The organism is Candidatus Woesearchaeota archaeon (assembly GCA_016928155.1).
Classification (GTDB): Archaea; Nanobdellota; Nanobdellia; order Woesearchaeales; family JAFGLG01; genus JAFGLG01.
This window is the reverse complement of sequence record JAFGLG010000002.1, coordinates 77,723-94,697: the sequence shown is the minus strand read 5'-3', so window position 1 is coordinate 94,697 and position 16,975 is coordinate 77,723. Positions and strand designations below refer to the sequence as shown.

Here is a 16,975-nt window from a genome sequence, read left to right as displayed (position 1 = left end):
AATATGCTGTTTCAACTTTTGTATTGTCATCAAACTCATTATGGAGGTTTTTGACATGAAGGATGAGACATTTAGGATTGATGGTATGACATGCCAGAGCTGTGTCAGGACTATTGAGAAGCGCCTGATAAAGCTGGAAGGTGTGCAGAGGATTGAGGTATTTTTGGATAAGGGCACTGCAGATATTAAGTATGACCAGGATATTATTAGTCTGGATGAGATCAAGAGCAAGGTCTTGGATCTTGGTTACGCTATTGATGGTGTAAATGGAGAGAAGAGGAAGCATACTTTTTGGCAGGGTCTTGGATATGGTCTTATCCCGCACATTGGCTGTATAGCTTTCATAATCGGTTCTGTGCTGGGAGTCACTGTGCTGATGCAGTTCTTCAAGCCCTTGCTGATGAACCGTTACTTTTTCCATTTCCTGATTGGCATTTCGATTCTTTTCGCAACCCTCTCGAGTGCCCTCTATCTGAGGAGGAATTCCCTCCTCTCTTTTGAGGGTGTCAGGAAGAAATGGAAGTACTTGGCTTCAATGTATGGCTCTACAGTTGGGATAAATATTGTGCTCTTTTTCCTGATATTCCCTCTGATGGCCAATATCTCAATAGCTTCCCCTTCAGCATCATCTGCAGGGATCCCCGGTTCACCTGATTCACTGCTCAAGATAAGTGTTGATATACCCTGCCCTGGTCACGCCCCTCTTATCTCAAATGAGCTTAAGACTGTGGCCGGAGTTGAATCTGTCAGATTCAGCTTCCCCAATGATTTTGATGTATCTTATGATTCATCTCAGACATCAAAAGAGCAGATGCTGCAATTGGAGGTTTTCAGCGAGTATCCTGCTACAGTCCTTGATGATTCAACAGGAGCTGTTGCCCAGGATGGCCTCAAAGCAGTTAGTGCAAATACTGCTGAAGCAGGATCAATAGGGTGCGGCGGGGCTGGAGGTTGTGGCAAAACTGGTTGTGGTGGCGGTTGTGGTGGCTATGGTGATTATGATAGTTCAGGTGCCGGTTGCACTGGCGGCTGAGGGGGTATCTAAGATGAAGAAAGGATATGCTGTTTTGATATTGTTTGTCGTCATTGCTTTAGGTTATGTGCTGAAGCCATCAGGTGTTGCAGGCAATGCTATTGCTGCGACAGGGGTCATGAGCATTCCAACATCGCAGATCTCATCGACAGCTCAGTTTTATGAATATGCTGTAAATGGTGTTGCTGTCAGGTTCTTTGCAGTGAAAGACAGTGACGGCTCTATCAAGACCGCTTTTGATGCCTGTGATGTCTGTGGTGCACAGAAAAAGGGTTATAGACAGGAAGGTGATCAGATGGTCTGCAATAATTGTGGCAACAAGTATCCCCTAAGCGGTTTAGGCACTGAGAACACCATGGGTGGTGGTTGCTGGCCTGGTTTTCTGCCAAGCAAGGTCCAAGGTGATAGTCTAGTCATCAACAAGGCAGATCTTGCAGCAGGCAAGAGAAGGTTTGCATAACCTTTCTTTTCTGGAGGTCTTAAGATGGAATTAGAGATTAAAGGATTGCATTGCAAAGCATGCAAAGGTCTTATTGAGGATATCATGGAAGAGCAGGGAGCGAAGATCTCATCATTCAAGGTTGATGAGAAATCTAAGATAGGAGTCCTCACCATTAAGACAGAAAGATCAAGCAAGAATATCATCAGTTCGATAGAGTCAGAAGGGGATTATAAGGTAAGAATACAATGAAGAAGACAGATCTGCCGATAGGAGGGATGCATTGCGCTTCCTGCGCTGCACGGATTGAACGCAAGCTGAAGAAGGTTCCCGGTATAGACAATGCCACTGTCAACTACGCTACTCATAAGGCTACAGTGTCCCACAAGGATGAGCTGGATATGAAGCTCATAAAGAAGACTATCGGGGGTATTGGTTATTCTCTGGCTTCAGCTTCTGTTGATCATGAGAAGAAGGCCAGGCAGAAAGAGATTCTGACAATAAAGAAGCAGCTTATCTTCTCTGTAGTCTTGGGCTTTCCATTGTTGGTCTTTGCAATGGCCCCTCATATTGGCATAGCTCTCCCGGATTTCATATTACGGAACATGGCACTGATCCAGATTATTCTCACAACACCAATACTGATTGCTAATTATCATTTCTACACAAGGGGCATATCGACGATATTCAAATCTGGCACAGCTACCATGGATACTCTTGTTGCCCTGGGCACTGGATCTGCATACCTCTACAGCTTGTTCATAGCGATCATGATTTGGTCTGGCAGTCAAAATTACGGTTCTAATGATTTGTATTTTGAGGTTGCCGGTCTTCTTGTCGTCTTCATCATGCTTGGCAGGTATCTTGAGGCTGTTGCCAAGGGCAAGACATCTGAAGCGATCAAGAATCTGATGGGACTGCAGCCTAAGACCGCTGCAGTTTTCAGGAAAGGGAAGGAGTTAATCATACCGATCAACCAGGTTGTTGTAGGGGATACTGTTGTTGTGAAGCCAGGCCAGAAGATCCCTGTTGATGGCATTGTGACTCAGGGCCATTCTTCTGTTGATGAGTCAATGATCACAGGAGAATCAATTCCAGTGGAGAAATCTAAAGGGGCCAAGGTTATCGGAGCCACTATAAACAAATCAGGATCTTTCAGGTTCAGGGCAACGAAGATAGGCTCTGATACTTTCCTTGCTCAGATCATACAGCTTGTCGAGGATGCACAGGGCTCCAAAGCCCCTATCCAGAAGCTTGCTGACATCATCTCAGCTTATTTTGTCCCGGTTGTTGTTTTGATCGCGATTATATCAGCATTGATATGGTATTTCCTCGGTTTCGGCTTTGCTTTTGCACTTACTATTTTTGTTGCTGTGATGATCATTGCCTGTCCATGTGCGCTTGGTCTTGCCACACCGACTGCTGTAATGGTAGGCACAGGTCTGGCTGCTCAGCATGGTATCCTGATAAAGAGCGCTTCTGCACTTCAGCAGGCCCATAAGATGGACACAATTGTATTTGACAAGACTGGCACCCTGACAGAGGGTAAGCCTGTTGTCACAGACATTGTTTCTCTTGGGAAAGAGAAGCAGGATTCATTGCTCAGGATTGCTGCTGTTCTAGAGAAGGGTTCAGAGCATCCTCTGGGAGATGCAATTGTTGGTGCTGCTAAGCAGAAAAGGATGAAGCTTCCTGATGCAGATTCCTTCAAGGCTTTTGTCGGCAGCGGGATAAAGGCATCTTACAATCGAAAGGCATATTATCTTGGCAACAGGAAACTCATGAAGTCAAGAAAGATCTCAATATCCAAAGCTGAGAGAAAGATTCAGGACCTGGAGAAGCAGGGCAAGACTGTGATGGTTCTTGCTGATACGAAGGCTCTCGGCCTGATAGCTGTCGCTGACACCCCCAAGAGAAGTTCTGTTGCTGCTGTCAAGAAGCTCAGGATGATGGGCAAGAAAGTTGTGATGATGACTGGCGACAACAGGCGCACTGGTGAAGCAATAGCTGCCCAGCTTGGCATTGATCATGTCCTTGCTGAAGTTCTCCCCCAGGACAAGGCTAGAGAGGTCAGGAAGCTGCAGAAGAGAGGTTTAGTCGCAATGGTCGGCGATGGGATAAATGATGCCCCTGCTTTGGCTCAGGCAGATATTGGCATTGCTATTGGTTCAGGTACAGATGTCGCTATTGAGTCAGGTGATATTGTGCTTGTGAGGAACGACATGATGGATGTTGTCAGGGCAATGGATCTGAGCAGGTATGCGATGAGAAAGATAAGGCAGAACCTCTTCTGGGCTTTCTTCTATAACATCATCAGCATCCCTGTTGCTGCAGGTATCTTGTACCATGTCACAGGCTGGCTCTTGTCACCGATAATTGCTGGCGGAGCCATGGCATTTTCCAGTGTGAGTGTGGTCACAAATTCATTGATGATGAAGAGGTATACCGGAAAAGATTACAAATAATAATCCCTCTTCATGTACTCTCCCATGTGGCTCATGCAGTATCTTCCATCTATGAGGTGGACAACTGTTCCATCTTTGCACCATTCAACAATGTTAGAACGAAAATATTGCTCTTGTGTTTTGATCGGTGTTTCTGGTCTTTGCATCTTATTTGGTTCTTCATTCATAGTGGATCACCCTCGCCCTCACCAGGCAGCTGGCAACCCACTCATATTAATAATTTATCACTCATTGATAAAGAAATTTAATTATTCCATATTGAAAATAAAAAACTATTTAAATAATATCTCAAAAAATCATTATCATGTATCACACAGGGAAATCACTTGCAGGATTCATCGGCTTTGTCATCTGCGTTGGAGCATTGTTCTTCATGCCCAACTTCAAGAATGCGCTTATTCTGCAGCAGCTCAACATGATTGTTGTCTGGGCCCTGATATCCTCAGTGCTCATGGGCTTCTGTTATTATCTTGGTTTCATCTATGACTTGATGAATTCTTAGAATTAATTGCCTTCATCATCGAACGACTGCAGCACTAGAAGGTCTTCTGTAGTCAATTTCTCTCCGCGGGCTATCTTCTCATTTATCGCGTCCTGTTTGTCTTTCAATGTCGCTGTCTCTCTTTTCTTCTTCTCCTTGAAGCTGTCCTCTTTGGCTTCCTTGACCTTTTCATGCGCCATGCCTGCTTCTTCGAGCTTCTTCTTGAGCTGCTCATTGACAGAATTGAACTTTTCTTTGAGTTCTGAGAATTTCTTGTATGCTTCTTCCTCTTTCTTCTTGAGCTCATCCACTTCCTTTGACTTTGTTATGAGCTCCTCATGGAGCACCTGTGATTGCTTTGCCATGGTCTGTATCTGGTTATGCACAGCATCCGCTTTCTTCTTCATCTCGTTTATCGTCTTGGACAGGTCCCTTGACTTCTGCCATATGTTGGAGGCGCCTTTCGCTTCGCCGAGCTGCTTCTTCATGGATTTTATCTCTTTCATGAGCTTCTTCTCCTTGTCAAAGCTCATGACATTTGTTTCGATCTGCATCTCGAGCTTCTCTATGTCTTCCATCAGCCTCTTCGGATTGACCCTGGCCTGCTGGTCCTGTGCCGCCTTGTCCTTCTCGGCATTCACTTTCTTGACTTCTTCTATGCTCTTCTTTATGCCCTCTGCCACTTGGCCTCTCTCTTTCTTGAGCTCCTTGACGTTTCTGGTGAGCTCGTCTCTTTTCTTCCTTGAGGCTGTTATGTCAGAGATGAGTGTCTTGATCTGCTTGCCGTATTCCTGCTTCTTGGCGAACCATGCTTCTTTCTCGTCATTGACCTGGTTCAGCTCATTCTTCAGTCTAGAAATCTCGCTGCGGAAATCCTTTAGTTTCCCGTATATTTCCTGCTTCTCTTCATCGCTTATCATTGATTACCACATTTAGCATTGATCCCTCAAAAATGAAAAGGGAAAATATTATCCGAACAGGGCGCCCAGTCCTGCTGCAGCTTCTTCAGCCGATTTCTTCTCTTCCTTGGGCTTCTCTTCCTTCTTCTCTGCCGGTGCAGCTCCTCCTGCGGCCGGTGCTGCGGCTGGTGCAGCGACTACTGCTGCCTTCTTGATGGCCTCGTCGATATTTACGCCGTCTAGGGCAGCGACGAGAGCTTTTGTCTTGGCTTCATCAGCCTTTGCTCCTGCAGCTTCTAGCACTTTCTTGACATTGGCTTCATCTATCTTCTGGCCGGCTTTGTGCAACAACATTGCAGCATATACGTATTCCATCTTAATCCCTCCTGAATTATAAGTTCAATTGTGTCTTCAGCGCCAACATTTGGTTGTTCGCTTTTGCAACTATCTGGTCGATCACATCTTTTCCATAGATGTTCTGGCTTATTGCCAGTGCCTTGGCCTCTGTGAAGGCCTTGACTATGAGATGCTCTGTTGTCTCTTTTGTCATGATGCCTGCTTCGACTGCGAGGTTGAATGCCCAGCTTGCAGCCTGTGATATCTTGTTGATGTATTCTGTCTCATCGACTCCCATGATGTCAGATGTGAATATGATCCCGTTCTCGTATACAGCGACGACATTGAGTCCTATCTCCATCGGCTCTATGCCGAGCTTCGCCATTATGCCTGCCTGCTTCTCATTGATGATGGCGCCTTTCTTGACTATGGTGGATTCTGCTTTTATAGCCACTTTGCCGTTCTCTATACCCGCCTTGATCCCTACACCTGCAAGGTCTGAGATGATCGGCCCCGGAGCGAAGTTTGTCGGGCCTGGCTGGACTGTGATGTCTCTTGGCGCTGTCTGGCCGGCCTTGGCAGGGGCATTTGACTTGCTTTTCTGTATGATTTTGTAGAGCTTGAAAGGGTTCTCCTTGGTGAAGAACAGCGCAGGCATCCCGGGAAGATGCTCTTTGAGCTTCTCAAGCCCTGGTTTGTCCTTTGCTGCATTGTCGATCGCGATATTTATGAACCTTCTTTTCGTGACCTTCAGGACCATCGCATTTCGCAGCTGCCCTCTCATCTGCTGCAGCTGTGCAGTCGGAAGGTTTTCGAGATTCACAGTCCCGATTATTGGATAGTCTTTCAGGAGCTTTGTGAATTCCTTCACATTGTCCTTCTTGTATTGTGCTACATGCGCTTTCATTTGGTCATCCTAAAATTTCACTGGTGCAGGTTTTCCCATTGTGAACTTGACAAAGACTGATTTTATGTTGTTCCTCTCGTTGGGGAGCTTATGGAGGACTGCATTGTAGATCGTGTGCACATTGTCTGCGAGGTCCTCGTCCTTCATCTCCTCATTGCCGAGCCCGCATTGCACTATGGGAGCTGATTTTGCAGTGACCCTTATCGTGTTCTGGAGCTTTTCATAGAGCGGGCCGAGGTTTGCTTTCGGGGGCACTACGCATCCTGCTTTCGGGTTGGGCATCTTTCCCCTGACGCCGAACACTCGGCCGAATATGTTGGCCACCTTTGGCATCACATTCGCCTGTGCTATGAAGTAATCATGATCCTGCGCAAGCTGCCTTGCTTTCTTCTTTTCAGAATATTCAGGGAAGCTGTCTGACAGTATCGCCAGATCGCAGACTTTTGAAGCCTCATCTTTCAGCTCTGCGCCGATGAGTGCGCATATCTTTTTCTTCTTCGGAGGGTGCTTGACCATGACATAGAGGTCTATCTGGTTGTCCTGTTTCTTGAGGTCTATGTTCTTCAGGTTTATGATTAGGTCAAAGCCCTGTTTGAAATTCCTTTTCTTAGATTCCCTGGCCTGTTTCACGGCCTTTATGATATCTTTCTGTTCCATTGTTCCACCCTACTATAGTCCAAAAGGTGGCTATAGTATACGGGATGCCAAGCTGTTCATGGAAAACAGGTCTTATTTAAATGTTACTGAATGCATCAGATTGGTTATAAACAAAGGATTCAGGCCTTTCAGACTTTATTGGCTTATCCGACCACTCTATTGTCTGCACCTATGTTCTTGTACGGCACTTCTCCGAACCCGCAGCTTTGGCAGGTGGGGTCCAGGCTTATCCATCCTTCTTGCTTGTATCTGGCAGGCGCTTCTGGCAGGAATATCTGTACATAGACATGCCCAGGTATGAAGATGAACCGTGCCGGCACGCCGACAGCCTCTTCAAGTGTCGCCAGAAGGACTGATGCGTCATCGCAGTCCCCGCCATGGTTCAGGAATGATTCTTTTGCTGTCTTGACATATTCATACCTGGCAGGGTCATTGACATATTCGAAATTGTCGCGCACAAAGTAGAACATGGCTTTTGCATGGCATATCCTTCCTCCTTCAGGGCAGCTCTGTGTCGCAATCCTGTCTGCTACACCTTTTACAGTCGGGTCTTTTGATTCCACGAATTGGGGCATATCATAGGGATTCTCATATTCATATGTGTTGAAGCTGAAGTTCCTGTCGGTCAGCACCTCATCCAGCTTTGGGATTTTCTGCGGCTCTGGATTCATTTTGACTGAATAATGGGGTATTATCATCAGCACAAAGAGCATGAGGATGAACACAGCTATTATTGCTAGGAGAGGTCCTCTTTTTTCTTTCTCCTCAATAAGTCCTATCTCCCTTTCCATTCCTTCTGGATCTGGGTGGAATTTCCTGATATCATCCTCATGTATTCTGCTCATTTTTCATCTTATGCCCAAAAACCTTTATAAATTATTCTCATTTTGCTGAACCCATGAAGATTAAGAACACCCCGAAGCATGTAGCTATAATACTTGATGGCAACAGGCGTTTTGCAAAGAGGCTCCTAAATCATCCATTCAAGGGTCATGAGTGGGGTGCCAAGAAGATTGAGGCTCTTGTTGACTGGGCTCACGAGTCTGGCATCAGGGAGCTCACACTCTGGGCTTTTTCCTTGGAGAATTTTGGCAGGCCGAAGGATGAGTTTGAGTATCTCATGAGGGTCTTCAAGGAGAATTTTGAGAGATTGAAGGATGATAAGAGGATCTTTGAGAATCGGATAAGGATAAGGGTCATAGGGAGGATTGGCATGTTCCCTGATGACATCGAAAAGGCAATGAGAGATATCATGGAGCTCACAAAGCATCATGATAAGTTTATTATAAATTTTGCAATGGCTTATGGTGGCAGGGGCGAGATCATTGATGCTGTCAACAGTCTGGCAAAAGATATCAAGGACAGCAAGCTGAAGCCAGGTCAGATAACCAATAAGATCTTCGAGAATTACCTTTATATGAAGGATGCTCCTGACCTCATCATAAGGACTGGTGGTGCAAAAAGGACTTCAGGTTTCCTGCTCTGGCAGTCTGACTATTCAGAATATATCTTTCTGGACAAGTTCTGGCCGGATTTTGAGGAAGAGGATTTCATCAAGTGCCTGGAAGAATACTCACTCAGGCAAAGGCGTTTCGGCAAGTGAGTGCTTCTTTGATTTCATTTTCCCGAATCTGCAGGCCATTAGTTCTCCATTATCCTTCCATTCATATATGTGGAACTGTCCATTATGGAGGATCCTGGTGTTCTCTGGAGATGGTTCTTGTCCTAAAGCAAGATTTCTTCTTACTGCAAACCAGAATCCATGTCCGACAGACAGTATGCTGAGGCCTTTGTATCTTTCGAACAGTGTTTCATGATACTCATTCACCCTGTCGATGAAGTGTTTCATGTTTTCGGTTCTTGGATCATCTTGTGTTATTGCATATATCCTTGTAGGCATTCCGAGGACGGTTTTTGGTTGGGCCTCATAAGGCCCCCAATTATATTCAGTCATGTACTCTAATGAATCAGTTGGAACATCCGGCAGGAATTCTTTTATGATCTCTACTGTATGTGTTGTTCTTCCTTGAGGGCTATGCAGTATGACATCAATTGGATATTTTAATTCTGCCAGGTATTTTGCTTGCCTTTCGATGATTCTCCTGGCTTCCCTGTAATCATCACCGGTCAGCATGGTGCCGTCTGACTGCCCAGAAATAAGCTTCATAGCATTCTCATATGTCCTGATATGCCGTATGTTATACTCTCTTATCATTGAGAGGTGGGATTAGAACTTGTTAATAAGTGTTGCTTCACTTCATCTTTGCGAATGTTTTTGCAAAGCTTTCAGAATTCTTTTGGATCCTTTTCGAGGCATCTTTCAGGACATCTTTCGGGCTCTTGGATTTTGTCTCTAGCACAAGCTTAGGCACCCCCACAAACGGGTGGTCTATGCTGTAGGCTGCTGCTGTCACGTCCTTGTCATTCCACAGTTCAGAGACTAGGGCGTTGCAGAATGTGTGGCCGACTCCTGAAATCTCTGCCACAAATCTTGTCTTCTTGTTCTCTAGAACCTTGATCTCCATAGCACCCGGAAAACTTCGGTTTATTTATAAATGTTTGCCTTGCATCCTCTGCATCCTGAAGCAGCTGACTTCTATCCTGTGTATCTTTCGCTTATGGAACTTATGTGTTTTTTTCAAGGGGAATGAGAAATCCCATCTGTTGGTCACATCGAATCCATGGTCTTTTGCGATCGCCTTGACAAATTTTTCAGTGCTGGTCTTGTGGAATGAATATATTATGTCTGCTGTCCTGAATGCCTGCTCTAAGAATCTCTTGTCTGCATGCTCCTTCTTTGTGCCGAACGGGGGATTCATTATGATGACATCGCATTTCTCATTGAGATCATTGATATCCCCTTGTATCACTTCAGCATTTATATCATATCCTTCAATGTTCTCTTTGCATATCTTGACTGCATCTGCATCCTTCTCGACAAATATGCATTCCTCTGCACCGAGGAGCAGTGCCCCTATCCCCAATATGCCTGTGCCTGCCCCGAGGTCCGAGATTTTTTTGTCGTCGACATCTCCGAGCATTTTTGCCTGCCACAGCACTTCTGCTGCAATCTCGGAATCTGTGGGGTATTGCTCTTGCTTGGCTGAGGGATCCTCGAAGGCTTTCAGCTTTGAGAGCTCGATTGCGAGCCCGGATTTGCTCAGTTTCATTGTCTTAAAATCTTTTCATATAGTCACTGCTGATAAGGATAACATATTGGAAATATTTATAAATCCTTGCCCGGTAAGCTGTCCGGCGTCGGGGTCATTGATTTGGAAAAAAGGGATGCGAATGTTCCGGGGGATTTTGAAGCTTTGCATATGGTTCTGAAGAGGTCTTTCCATGCGATCCGAGAGGAGATGGATGACCACAGGGAAGCCATCAATGAGAATACACGGGAGATCCAGGAGAATTCAGTTGTTTTCTCTGATTTTGATGCTCGCCTCGCTAAGCTTGAGGAGAGGATGGATGAGCTCCAGCTCATGATCCACAGCCTTCCGAAGGCTAAGGAGGAGATTTTTCTTGATGAGGTGGAGGCGAAGGTGTTCCTTGTGCTCTATACCTTCAGCATCGGTTCTCCGCTGAGTCTGCAGGATATCGCCCGCAGGGCTAACCTCACTGAGCTGAAGGTGAGGCAGATACTCAGGTCCATAATGGAGAAGGGGATTATTGTCAGGACCAATGAAGTCGACAATACTCTGTTCTATGAGCTCGATGATGCTTTTGCAGCCAGGCATGCCAAGCACAGCATTGTCAGGATGGAGTCTGTTTCCCTGAACGCTGTCTAGCTTGTCTCTTCGGTCCGGCCATCTTTGTCTGGATTAGTGACGACGAGAAAAATTATTTATACTGAATGCCTATACTCTTGTTATGGCAAGGCTCTACATAGAACGTGAATCAATAGAATTGGTCATTCGTGAGATTGAGTCTATCGGGCAGTATCGTATCATGCCTGATCCTAAGGATCCTCAGGTCAAGTATGTCGAGGCGAAATGGTTTGTTCCAGGACGGGTTGATTTTATTCCAATTGCCAGTGTTGATTATTCAGGCACAGACCATATCCTGGTCAGTCAGCTTGATACAAGGAGGTTCAAGAAGGATGATGTCCAGGAGATGCTCTTGGCCATATTCAAGGCTCAGCATTTTGCCAATCTGCCGGATTTATAGGGTTTATCCTCACTTTTTCCTCACTTTTCTCATTTCATTTAAAAAACAGCCTATACAAACATTTGTCATTAGGGTATTTCTGCCTGTTTAATGCCTTCTTCTGCCCTGATAGGGATCTGGCAGGATTTCATCTCTTTCATCACCTGACCCTATCCTCCCATTAATCAAAATGCCACTCAGTCCCTAATGCCTAACTCTTATATTGTTTTAATTTTTTTCAATATAGAAATTTATAATCACTAAAGCCCGCAATCACCTTAATATATTTCAATATGGAAATTAATAATTGTCTTAATCCCATATTCCCCTTTTTATGGTTTAACTCTCACTTTTTTTATTTTCAATATTGAAAATCTATATATAACTCTTCTTTTCCTCTCCTTTATTATTCGGAATAATAAAGAATTAATTCGGGATTGTAATAGTAAAACATTATATATTAATATATTCTATATAATTTCGACAAATTCATCAAACTAAAAAATGTTTAATATAAACTATAAAAAATGATAATAATAATTAATCATTTCCAGAAAGTTTTGCCTTTTGAGACTCACTTATCTTTTCATTTTTCAGCAATTTCTGAACTTCCCCTATGTACTCAGCTGTCTGGTCAAGGTTGTCAGCAACTCTCTGCCTGACTTTTTCAAAGGCATTCTCCAATGTGTTGCCATTCAGCTTATAGCCTATTATCACCTTGCCGTCTTTGATATAGCTTGTCTTTGATATCAGGTTGAGATCTATCCATCTGTTCAGGTATTCATACATTGTCTGCCTTGTGATGCCTGCCAGGAGTGCCATGTTTTCCACTGTGACGACGGCAGATTCTGGTTTCTTCTCCCTGTATGCGTCCTTGCTCCGCTCATACAGCTCTATCAGCACATTGTGCATCTTGTCTGTGGAGCCTTTCTTTCGCGGCATTAGGCCTATCCGGTCAATGATTATCTTTGCCAGTTCCTCTGAATTTGCATTGAGCCCAGGGCTCGAATTTGTCAGTACAATCTTTGAGATTTTGATCACCTCATGGATCTTCAGGATTTAGTTTTATTTAAATGTTTGGATTATCCCGAATTTAATCGATAAAATAATATTAGTTATTAGATAAAAAAATTTAGTTTTTGATAATAATATATTATCAAAATTACACTATACATTCAAATCTCGCATTAAACCTGCTTTAACAGGTCCTAATAGTCCAAAAATCCTGATTAAAATCAGATTAAACTCGGATTTTCTGACTTTTTAGAATATTCGGTATTATCCCGATATTAAGAACTGCCTCTAGACACCTAAATTAAGGAATCTTCTCTGTCTGATATACCTTTTCCCATACCTTTAATACATCATTCCGACAGATAACTTCAAGCCCTCTTGCTTCAGGAAGGGGGCTTCCTGAGCAGAAATATGCCCAAAGTCGCACTATTCAGGGGTTTTACAGCCTGGTTAAGATATTATCCCGAATAGATATGGCCAGATCAAAATCCCCTGTTTTTTTGCCTGTTTCCTGGAATCTGCAATCTGTCAAAAAAAGATAATAATTTATAATTATTAATTAAAATATTATATCAAACTAAGATAAATCATGATTAAAGCTTTTAGATCTCAGTGGATATGTCTTATATAGAGAAAATTTAAATATTGGGTCAGATATTAACCGATTGTGGGTTAATTGCCTTGGTAAAGCAAAGATTAAGGCCATTTTGCAGGGGATTAAAAATGAACTACAAGACAAAAAGCATTGTTATTGGGCGTAAAAAGCGTGTAGAAGATCACTATCCAGTTTTTATCCATTTATTCGAGATTAATGACCCGCATTTGACAGATAAAGTACCTTTTGAGATGCTTGAGTATGATAATATACAAAAAGTTGAGTTATGCGGTCTTTGTGTTGAATATTGGCCATTTGGGTCAGATATAGTGATAAATGACCTTGAATCAATTGAAGTTGAGCAAAAAGAAGATTTATTGATTATCAAAGGAAAACAAAAAAAGCATTAAGTTATTTTGATTGTATAATGCCTGATTCTTTCAAAAGAAGCTCTAATTCTTCTATTTTATTCTCCATTGCTCTGACCCTAAGCGAGAGGTCTCTTTGCCCCCCATCCAGGAAAATGATCCACTCATTCATGGAACCTTTGAATGTCTCTATTTCGGCTCTAACCTTTGAAAAAGACCTTTTAACGAGTTCTTTGAATTTCACAAAAACACCTCCCAGCTTTGTTTTTTTAATGTAATCACTAAGTAGTACTAATAAGATAAATATATAAATATTAGTGTTATAAAATATATACAATTTATTATAACTAAAAAAATAGCCCCTTATTAAAAAATAAATCATAATATATATTTTAAAGAATATATATATTAATAATTGTTAATATTGAAATTAATTAAAAAACTATCAAAAATCAGTGTAAAGTGAGGATAACATGATTAAAATGTCACATCTAAATCTGGGTAGTGTATTTTAATTAGTTAGGCACTAGTGGGAGATGGGGTATTTTGTATAGGATCCAAAGGCCAAAAAGCCCCAGGACACAGAATTCGAAGGTTTAGGTTTTCCTGAGAAATTGAGCTTGTAAGAATATGGATTCCGGAGCAACTAGCCAGCCTATTCTGGTATACCCAGGCATGGTTTTAAGCCAATATAAGGCTTTCCTTTATATACAGATCAAGAAAGTGAGCATAACACTAAAAATTATAAGAAAAAAGCTTATCCTACATAGCTTAGCATCTTTTTCTTCTGTTCCTGTGTCGCGAACTTTGCCTGGTCAAGGAGGTTCTTTATCTTGCCCTCGAATTTCTCTGCCTGCTCGAGCAGCGGCTTCGGATCCACGTCTAGGCCAAACAGCTTGTCGAGGGTCTCAATGATCTTCGCTGCTGCTTTGGAATCCGGAAGATTGCTCTGCGCCTCGACAAAGAGCGCACTGACAGGCAGCTTGTCCTCTCTCAGGAGGATGCTTGCTGTCACACCCATTATGATACCCTCGCCGAGGGGGCTTATCTTCAGTTTCTTGAAGTCTTTCTCCCTGTTCTTCTCTGTGGTGAAGTAGAACACTGCCGGGTTCTCGACTGGCATCGCGCTTCCGACCCCTTCAAGTGACAGTATCTCTTTTGCCTGCAGCATCTCTGCCACATCCCTGACTGCCTTGCATAGCTTCCATTCAAAGCCTGTTGCGCTTGTTATGACATGGACTATCACGATGTTGTGTTCTTTTGAGTAGAACAGCCCTATCGGCTGTATGAGCTTGTTCTCATGTATTGCTGCCAGTGCAGGCATCTCAGGTATCCAGATCGTGCCTATGAGCTCTGTCTTGAGATGGTCTATCAGATATTCAGTTGTTATTGTGCCTATGAGTCCGAAGCCGGGAAATCCTTCCAGTATGGTGGGGTTCTTCGGCTTCTTGATAAGGTTTATCTCCATGATGTGCACCTCTTTTGCTGCATTAATAAGAACTTAGTATATAAATATTGTTGAAAATTCTATCCTCTGTGGATAAGCTGCTCAAACTTCTCCTTGAGTTCTAAGACAAGCTTTTCATTCTCATTAAGATATTTTACCAGGTTTTCTTCAAATTTGATCATTTTTGTTATGAATGCTTTTGCTCCTCTTGCGAGTTCTCGTAGTATATTTATTTTTTCATTAACTATACTTGAATTATCCTTATTATCCAGCATCTCTTTGAAAATTTCTTGGATCCTGCCTTGGATGCCGTTTAAATCCCTGCTTAATGCATTGAATTCCTTTGTATGTTTGTTTGCTTCATTGAATCTGTCCTCTAATTTTGTTAGTAATCCTAAATATTGATTTATCCTCGTTTTATCCTCTCCTTCCAGTCTTTTTTCATGTTCTTTTAGTGCTTCAATGTGTAGCGCAATATTTTTGTTTCTTGTTGAAAGTTCAGTTAATATTCTTATCAGCTGATCATGCCTCATGGATGCTTTTCCCTTCTCACCATACATTTCAAGGAATTCCTTGATTTTCTTCTCTAATTGTGTTGGATCAGAAAGTATACCCTCACTAAAATGTGCGTTTATCTGTTTTTCTATATCAAATATTTTTTTCAGTTCAGATTTTTCAATGTTTTCCATATCCATCCAAATCTCAATAGCCTGCTTGTTGTTATTCTCAGCTTCATTGATGAGATTATAGATTGTGTTGAGATCAGTCAGCTCTCCCTTCTGCCTTCTCTCTCCATCTGCTTCCTGTGCAATCTCCTGTTTTTCTTGCGCTGTAAGGTGTGATATCTCCTTGATTGAGGTAAGCGTGATTGACATGGCTTTATGGATGATGCTGCTCACTCCTTTCTCATGCAGGGCTGTCTGGAGATGCTTGAGTATTTCGAACAGTCTCTTCAGTTCTGTGTCGAATCTCGCATCTGTATGGCTTATTGCCTCCTGTATTGTTATTCCTTGGCTCATTTTAGATCCTCATGTCATGATGGAATTGATTTCTATGTACCCTTATCTGCCCTGCGATTGTGGCCAGTCTGGCTCCTTCTGTGGCCAGTGCTCTTGAATCTGCATTGTTCAGTCTTGCTACATTAGGGTCTGTTGCTATCTGTCTGAGCAGGTTGTTTGCATTTGCGAGCAGGGTCTGGAGATGTGCCCAGTGGCCCTGCCAGGCTGCAAGTTCTGCCATCGGATTGAATGCTCCCATAGGGAAGGTCCAGCATGATCCTGCAGCTCCCGGAGGCAATGTATAAATGCCTGCACCTGGTGCTCCGGACAGAGCAGGCGGCGCTGGTGCCAATGTCTGCCTCCAGTTCATCAGCCCTGTTGATGATGGCGCTAATGATCCATTCAGATAGGCCTGCACTGCTGTTATGTCATTCCTGAGATTGGTTATTTCTCCTCTGAGGTCTGCAGGATAAGGCTGTCCGTCAGCAGCTCTTCTGGGAGCTGTTCCTCTCAGCCTGTCCCATATAGTCTCTCCTCCTGCTGCATCTGGCTGCGCATCATCTCTCCTGAATGCGCTGGCAATTGCAGCTATTAGGTAGAAGATCATCAATATCAGGCATATATCCCTTGCCAGTGATCCCCAGAAATAAAGATCATCGACCCATGCGAACAGTTCTGCTGACCTGACACCTTCTACAATATTTGTGATGAGCAAAGCAAGGATATAGTATATCGCTGCCCTGAATCCGTGGAATGCCCCTCCCTGCCTTGGCAGCACTACATGGTTGAAATATACGATTCCGAATAGAGGCATTCCCACAAGAAGCGCTATCGCGACTATGCCGTATGATTCTACTATCGGCCTTACCATCTCATCAGGTATTGCAATGGCTGATATCAGCGCAATCACAATTGCTAATGTGACCCTGATCCCTCTGTTCCTCTGCCTTCTGCCTGAATCCCTGAAGACAAATCCTCCTGCATAGAACAGGATTGAGAATATTATTATCCAAAGGCAGAACTTGATGTAGAACAGGTACATCCTGTCGCCGAGATTGAAGTTGTAGAACAGGAATCCGACTTGTGTGTTGAGCACATCAAGTATCTTCTGGACTGCGCTTGTCTGTGCTGCAGCCAGAGCCGGCATCAGAAGGAGTCCGATTCCGCTTAACCATCCCAGCTTTTTCATT

At 43.4% G+C, this 16,975-nt stretch carries 23 protein-coding genes; 9 read left to right on the top strand and 14 right to left on the bottom strand.

Annotation, left to right across the window (positions count from 1 at the left end; all coding sequences use genetic code 11):
- Window positions 1–55 precede the first annotated feature (55 nt).
- The 4 genes from JW968_00700 to JW968_00685 are packed head-to-tail and all read left to right on the top strand — an operon-like array spanning window position 56 to window position 3,937.
- Complete coding sequence (locus JW968_00700) at window positions 56–1,033, top strand: heavy-metal-associated domain-containing protein (protein MBN1385479.1); 978 nt, start codon at window positions 56–58, stop codon at window positions 1,031–1,033.
- 13 nt (window positions 1,034–1,046) lie between these two features.
- On the top strand, window positions 1,047–1,493 hold the full coding sequence (locus JW968_00695; protein MBN1385478.1) for a DUF2318 domain-containing protein: 447 nt from the start codon (window positions 1,047–1,049) through the stop codon (window positions 1,491–1,493).
- A gap of 24 nt (window positions 1,494–1,517) precedes the next feature.
- Window positions 1,518–1,724 carry a hypothetical protein gene (locus JW968_00690; protein ID MBN1385477.1) on the top strand — a complete coding sequence of 69 codons (207 nt, stop codon included), beginning with the start codon at window positions 1,518–1,520 and terminating at the stop codon, window positions 1,722–1,724.
- Window positions 1,721–3,937 carry a copper-translocating P-type ATPase gene (locus JW968_00685; GenBank protein MBN1385476.1) on the top strand — a complete coding sequence of 739 codons (2,217 nt, stop codon included), beginning with the start codon at window positions 1,721–1,723 and terminating at the stop codon, window positions 3,935–3,937. The genes JW968_00690 and JW968_00685 overlap by 4 nt, the downstream gene beginning before the upstream one ends.
- On the opposite strand, the gene JW968_00680 is transcribed toward JW968_00685, so the two are convergent.
- Entirely contained in the window at window positions 3,928–4,104 is a 177-nt protein-coding gene (locus tag JW968_00680) for a hypothetical protein (GenBank protein ID MBN1385475.1), read from the bottom strand. The two genes, JW968_00685 and JW968_00680, sit on opposite strands and share 10 nt — an antisense overlap.
- A 137-nt stretch (window positions 4,105–4,241) precedes the next feature.
- Here JW968_00680 and JW968_00675 point away from each other — a divergent pair, with 137 nt between their 5' ends.
- Window positions 4,242–4,439, top strand: a complete 198-nt coding sequence (locus JW968_00675) for a hypothetical protein (GenBank protein ID MBN1385474.1) — start codon at window positions 4,242–4,244, stop codon at window positions 4,437–4,439.
- 2 nt (window positions 4,440–4,441) lie between these two features.
- Here the strand turns inward: JW968_00675 and JW968_00670 are convergent, their stop codons facing one another.
- The 5 genes from JW968_00670 to JW968_00650 all read right to left on the bottom strand — a co-directional run bounded on the left by JW968_00670 (window position 4,442) and on the right by JW968_00650 (window position 8,062).
- Window positions 4,442–5,338 carry a hypothetical protein gene (locus JW968_00670; protein ID MBN1385473.1) on the bottom strand — a complete coding sequence of 299 codons (897 nt, stop codon included), beginning with the start codon at window positions 5,336–5,338 and terminating at the stop codon, window positions 4,442–4,444.
- A 48-nt stretch (window positions 5,339–5,386) separates the two neighbouring features.
- On the bottom strand, window positions 5,387–5,692 hold the full coding sequence (gene rpl12p, locus JW968_00665) for a 50S ribosomal protein P1 (GenBank protein MBN1385472.1): 306 nt from the start codon (window positions 5,690–5,692) through the stop codon (window positions 5,387–5,389).
- Between the two features lie 16 nt (window positions 5,693–5,708).
- Window positions 5,709–6,560, bottom strand: coding sequence for a 50S ribosomal protein L10 (locus JW968_00660; protein ID MBN1385471.1), 852 nt, complete (start codon window positions 6,558–6,560; stop codon window positions 5,709–5,711).
- A 9-nt stretch (window positions 6,561–6,569) separates the two neighbouring features.
- Complete coding sequence (locus tag JW968_00655; protein MBN1385470.1) at window positions 6,570–7,217, bottom strand: 50S ribosomal protein L1; 648 nt, start codon at window positions 7,215–7,217, stop codon at window positions 6,570–6,572.
- A gap of 143 nt (window positions 7,218–7,360) precedes the next feature.
- Window positions 7,361–8,062, bottom strand: coding sequence for a transglutaminase domain-containing protein (locus JW968_00650; protein ID MBN1385469.1), 702 nt, complete (start codon window positions 8,060–8,062; stop codon window positions 7,361–7,363).
- A 53-nt stretch (window positions 8,063–8,115) separates the two neighbouring features.
- Between JW968_00650 and uppS the strand changes: the two genes are divergently transcribed.
- Entirely contained in the window at window positions 8,116–8,820 is a 705-nt protein-coding gene (gene uppS, locus JW968_00645; GenBank protein MBN1385468.1) for a di-trans,poly-cis-decaprenylcistransferase, read from the top strand.
- Here uppS and JW968_00640 read toward each other — a convergent pair.
- From JW968_00640 to JW968_00630, 3 genes are read right to left on the bottom strand one after another with little or no spacing between them, the layout of a single operon-like run.
- On the bottom strand, window positions 8,791–9,432 hold the full coding sequence (locus JW968_00640) for a histidine phosphatase family protein (protein MBN1385467.1): 642 nt from the start codon (window positions 9,430–9,432) through the stop codon (window positions 8,791–8,793). The two genes, uppS and JW968_00640, sit on opposite strands and share 30 nt — an antisense overlap.
- A gap of 37 nt (window positions 9,433–9,469) precedes the next feature.
- Window positions 9,470–9,742, bottom strand: a complete 273-nt coding sequence (locus JW968_00635) for a DNA-directed RNA polymerase subunit L (protein ID MBN1385466.1) — start codon at window positions 9,740–9,742, stop codon at window positions 9,470–9,472.
- Between the two features lie 24 nt (window positions 9,743–9,766).
- Entirely contained in the window at window positions 9,767–10,387 is a 621-nt protein-coding gene (locus JW968_00630) for a methyltransferase (protein MBN1385465.1), read from the bottom strand.
- 66 nt (window positions 10,388–10,453) lie between these two features.
- On the opposite strand from JW968_00630, the gene JW968_00625 reads away from it, so the two are divergent.
- Together JW968_00625 and JW968_00620 are read left to right on the top strand one after the other, a co-directional pair.
- Window positions 10,454–11,005 carry a hypothetical protein gene (locus JW968_00625; protein MBN1385464.1) on the top strand — a complete coding sequence of 184 codons (552 nt, stop codon included), beginning with the start codon at window positions 10,454–10,456 and terminating at the stop codon, window positions 11,003–11,005.
- An 82-nt stretch (window positions 11,006–11,087) separates the two neighbouring features.
- A complete protein-coding gene (locus JW968_00620) occupies window positions 11,088–11,384 on the top strand; it encodes a hypothetical protein (GenBank protein MBN1385463.1) in 297 nt (98 codons plus the stop codon).
- Between the two features lie 519 nt (window positions 11,385–11,903).
- Here the strand turns inward: JW968_00620 and JW968_00615 are convergent.
- A complete protein-coding gene (locus JW968_00615; protein MBN1385462.1) occupies window positions 11,904–12,404 on the bottom strand; it encodes a hypothetical protein in 501 nt (166 codons plus the stop codon).
- A 696-nt stretch (window positions 12,405–13,100) separates the two neighbouring features.
- On the opposite strand from JW968_00615, the gene JW968_00610 reads away from it, so the two are divergent.
- Window positions 13,101–13,382, top strand: coding sequence for a hypothetical protein (locus tag JW968_00610; GenBank protein ID MBN1385461.1), 282 nt, complete (start codon window positions 13,101–13,103; stop codon window positions 13,380–13,382).
- A gap of 1 nt (window position 13,383) precedes the next feature.
- Here the strand turns inward: JW968_00610 and JW968_00605 are convergent, their stop codons facing one another.
- The 4 genes from JW968_00605 to JW968_00590 all read right to left on the bottom strand — a co-directional run bounded on the left by JW968_00605 (window position 13,384) and on the right by JW968_00590 (window position 16,974).
- Window positions 13,384–13,584, bottom strand: a complete 201-nt coding sequence (locus JW968_00605) for a hypothetical protein (protein ID MBN1385460.1) — start codon at window positions 13,582–13,584, stop codon at window positions 13,384–13,386.
- Between the two features lie 513 nt (window positions 13,585–14,097).
- Window positions 14,098–14,808 carry a proteasome assembly chaperone family protein gene (locus JW968_00600; GenBank protein MBN1385459.1) on the bottom strand — a complete coding sequence of 237 codons (711 nt, stop codon included), beginning with the start codon at window positions 14,806–14,808 and terminating at the stop codon, window positions 14,098–14,100.
- Between the two features lie 59 nt (window positions 14,809–14,867).
- Complete coding sequence (locus tag JW968_00595; GenBank protein MBN1385458.1) at window positions 14,868–15,806, bottom strand: hypothetical protein; 939 nt, start codon at window positions 15,804–15,806, stop codon at window positions 14,868–14,870.
- Between the two features lies 1 nt (window position 15,807).
- Window positions 15,808–16,974 carry a hypothetical protein gene (locus JW968_00590; protein MBN1385457.1) on the bottom strand — a complete coding sequence of 389 codons (1,167 nt, stop codon included), beginning with the start codon at window positions 16,972–16,974 and terminating at the stop codon, window positions 15,808–15,810.
- Between the last annotated feature and the right edge of the window lies 1 nt (window position 16,975).

Excerpts from the sequence above, each read along its gene's own strand:
- JW968_00620 (MBN1385463.1), top strand. The coding sequence starts at position 11,088 with ATGGCAAGGCTCTACATAGAACGTGAATCAATAGAATTGGTCATTCGT.
- JW968_00695 (MBN1385478.1), top strand. The coding sequence starts at position 1,047 with ATGAAGAAAGGATATGCTGTTTTGATATTGTTTGTCGTCATTGCTTTA.
- JW968_00610 (MBN1385461.1), top strand. The coding sequence starts at position 13,101 with ATGAACTACAAGACAAAAAGCATTGTTATTGGGCGTAAAAAGCGTGTA.
- JW968_00640 (MBN1385467.1), bottom strand. The coding sequence starts at position 9,432 with ATGATAAGAGAGTATAACATACGGCATATCAGGACATATGAGAATGCT.
- JW968_00690 (MBN1385477.1), top strand. The coding sequence starts at position 1,518 with ATGGAATTAGAGATTAAAGGATTGCATTGCAAAGCATGCAAAGGTCTT.
- JW968_00670 (MBN1385473.1), bottom strand. The coding sequence starts at position 5,338 with ATGATAAGCGATGAAGAGAAGCAGGAAATATACGGGAAACTAAAGGAT.
- JW968_00595 (MBN1385458.1), bottom strand. The coding sequence starts at position 15,806 with ATGAGCCAAGGAATAACAATACAGGAGGCAATAAGCCATACAGATGCG.
- JW968_00700 (MBN1385479.1), top strand. The coding sequence starts at position 56 with ATGAAGGATGAGACATTTAGGATTGATGGTATGACATGCCAGAGCTGT.
- JW968_00635 (MBN1385466.1), bottom strand. The coding sequence starts at position 9,742 with ATGGAGATCAAGGTTCTAGAGAACAAGAAGACAAGATTTGTGGCAGAG.
- JW968_00630 (MBN1385465.1), bottom strand. The coding sequence starts at position 10,387 with ATGAAACTGAGCAAATCCGGGCTCGCAATCGAGCTCTCAAAGCTGAAA.
- JW968_00680 (MBN1385475.1), bottom strand. The coding sequence starts at position 4,104 with ATGAATGAAGAACCAAATAAGATGCAAAGACCAGAAACACCGATCAAA.
- JW968_00600 (MBN1385459.1), bottom strand. The coding sequence starts at position 14,808 with ATGGAGATAAACCTTATCAAGAAGCCGAAGAACCCCACCATACTGGAA.
- JW968_00655 (MBN1385470.1), bottom strand. The coding sequence starts at position 7,217 with ATGGAACAGAAAGATATCATAAAGGCCGTGAAACAGGCCAGGGAATCT.
- JW968_00685 (MBN1385476.1), top strand. The coding sequence starts at position 1,721 with ATGAAGAAGACAGATCTGCCGATAGGAGGGATGCATTGCGCTTCCTGC.
- uppS (MBN1385468.1), top strand. The coding sequence starts at position 8,116 with ATGAAGATTAAGAACACCCCGAAGCATGTAGCTATAATACTTGATGGC.
- JW968_00675 (MBN1385474.1), top strand. The coding sequence starts at position 4,242 with ATGTATCACACAGGGAAATCACTTGCAGGATTCATCGGCTTTGTCATC.
- JW968_00650 (MBN1385469.1), bottom strand. The coding sequence starts at position 8,062 with ATGAGCAGAATACATGAGGATGATATCAGGAAATTCCACCCAGATCCA.
- JW968_00590 (MBN1385457.1), bottom strand. The coding sequence starts at position 16,974 with ATGAAAAAGCTGGGATGGTTAAGCGGAATCGGACTCCTTCTGATGCCG.
- rpl12p (MBN1385472.1), bottom strand. The coding sequence starts at position 5,692 with ATGGAATACGTATATGCTGCAATGTTGTTGCACAAAGCCGGCCAGAAG.
- JW968_00660 (MBN1385471.1), bottom strand. The coding sequence starts at position 6,560 with ATGAAAGCGCATGTAGCACAATACAAGAAGGACAATGTGAAGGAATTC.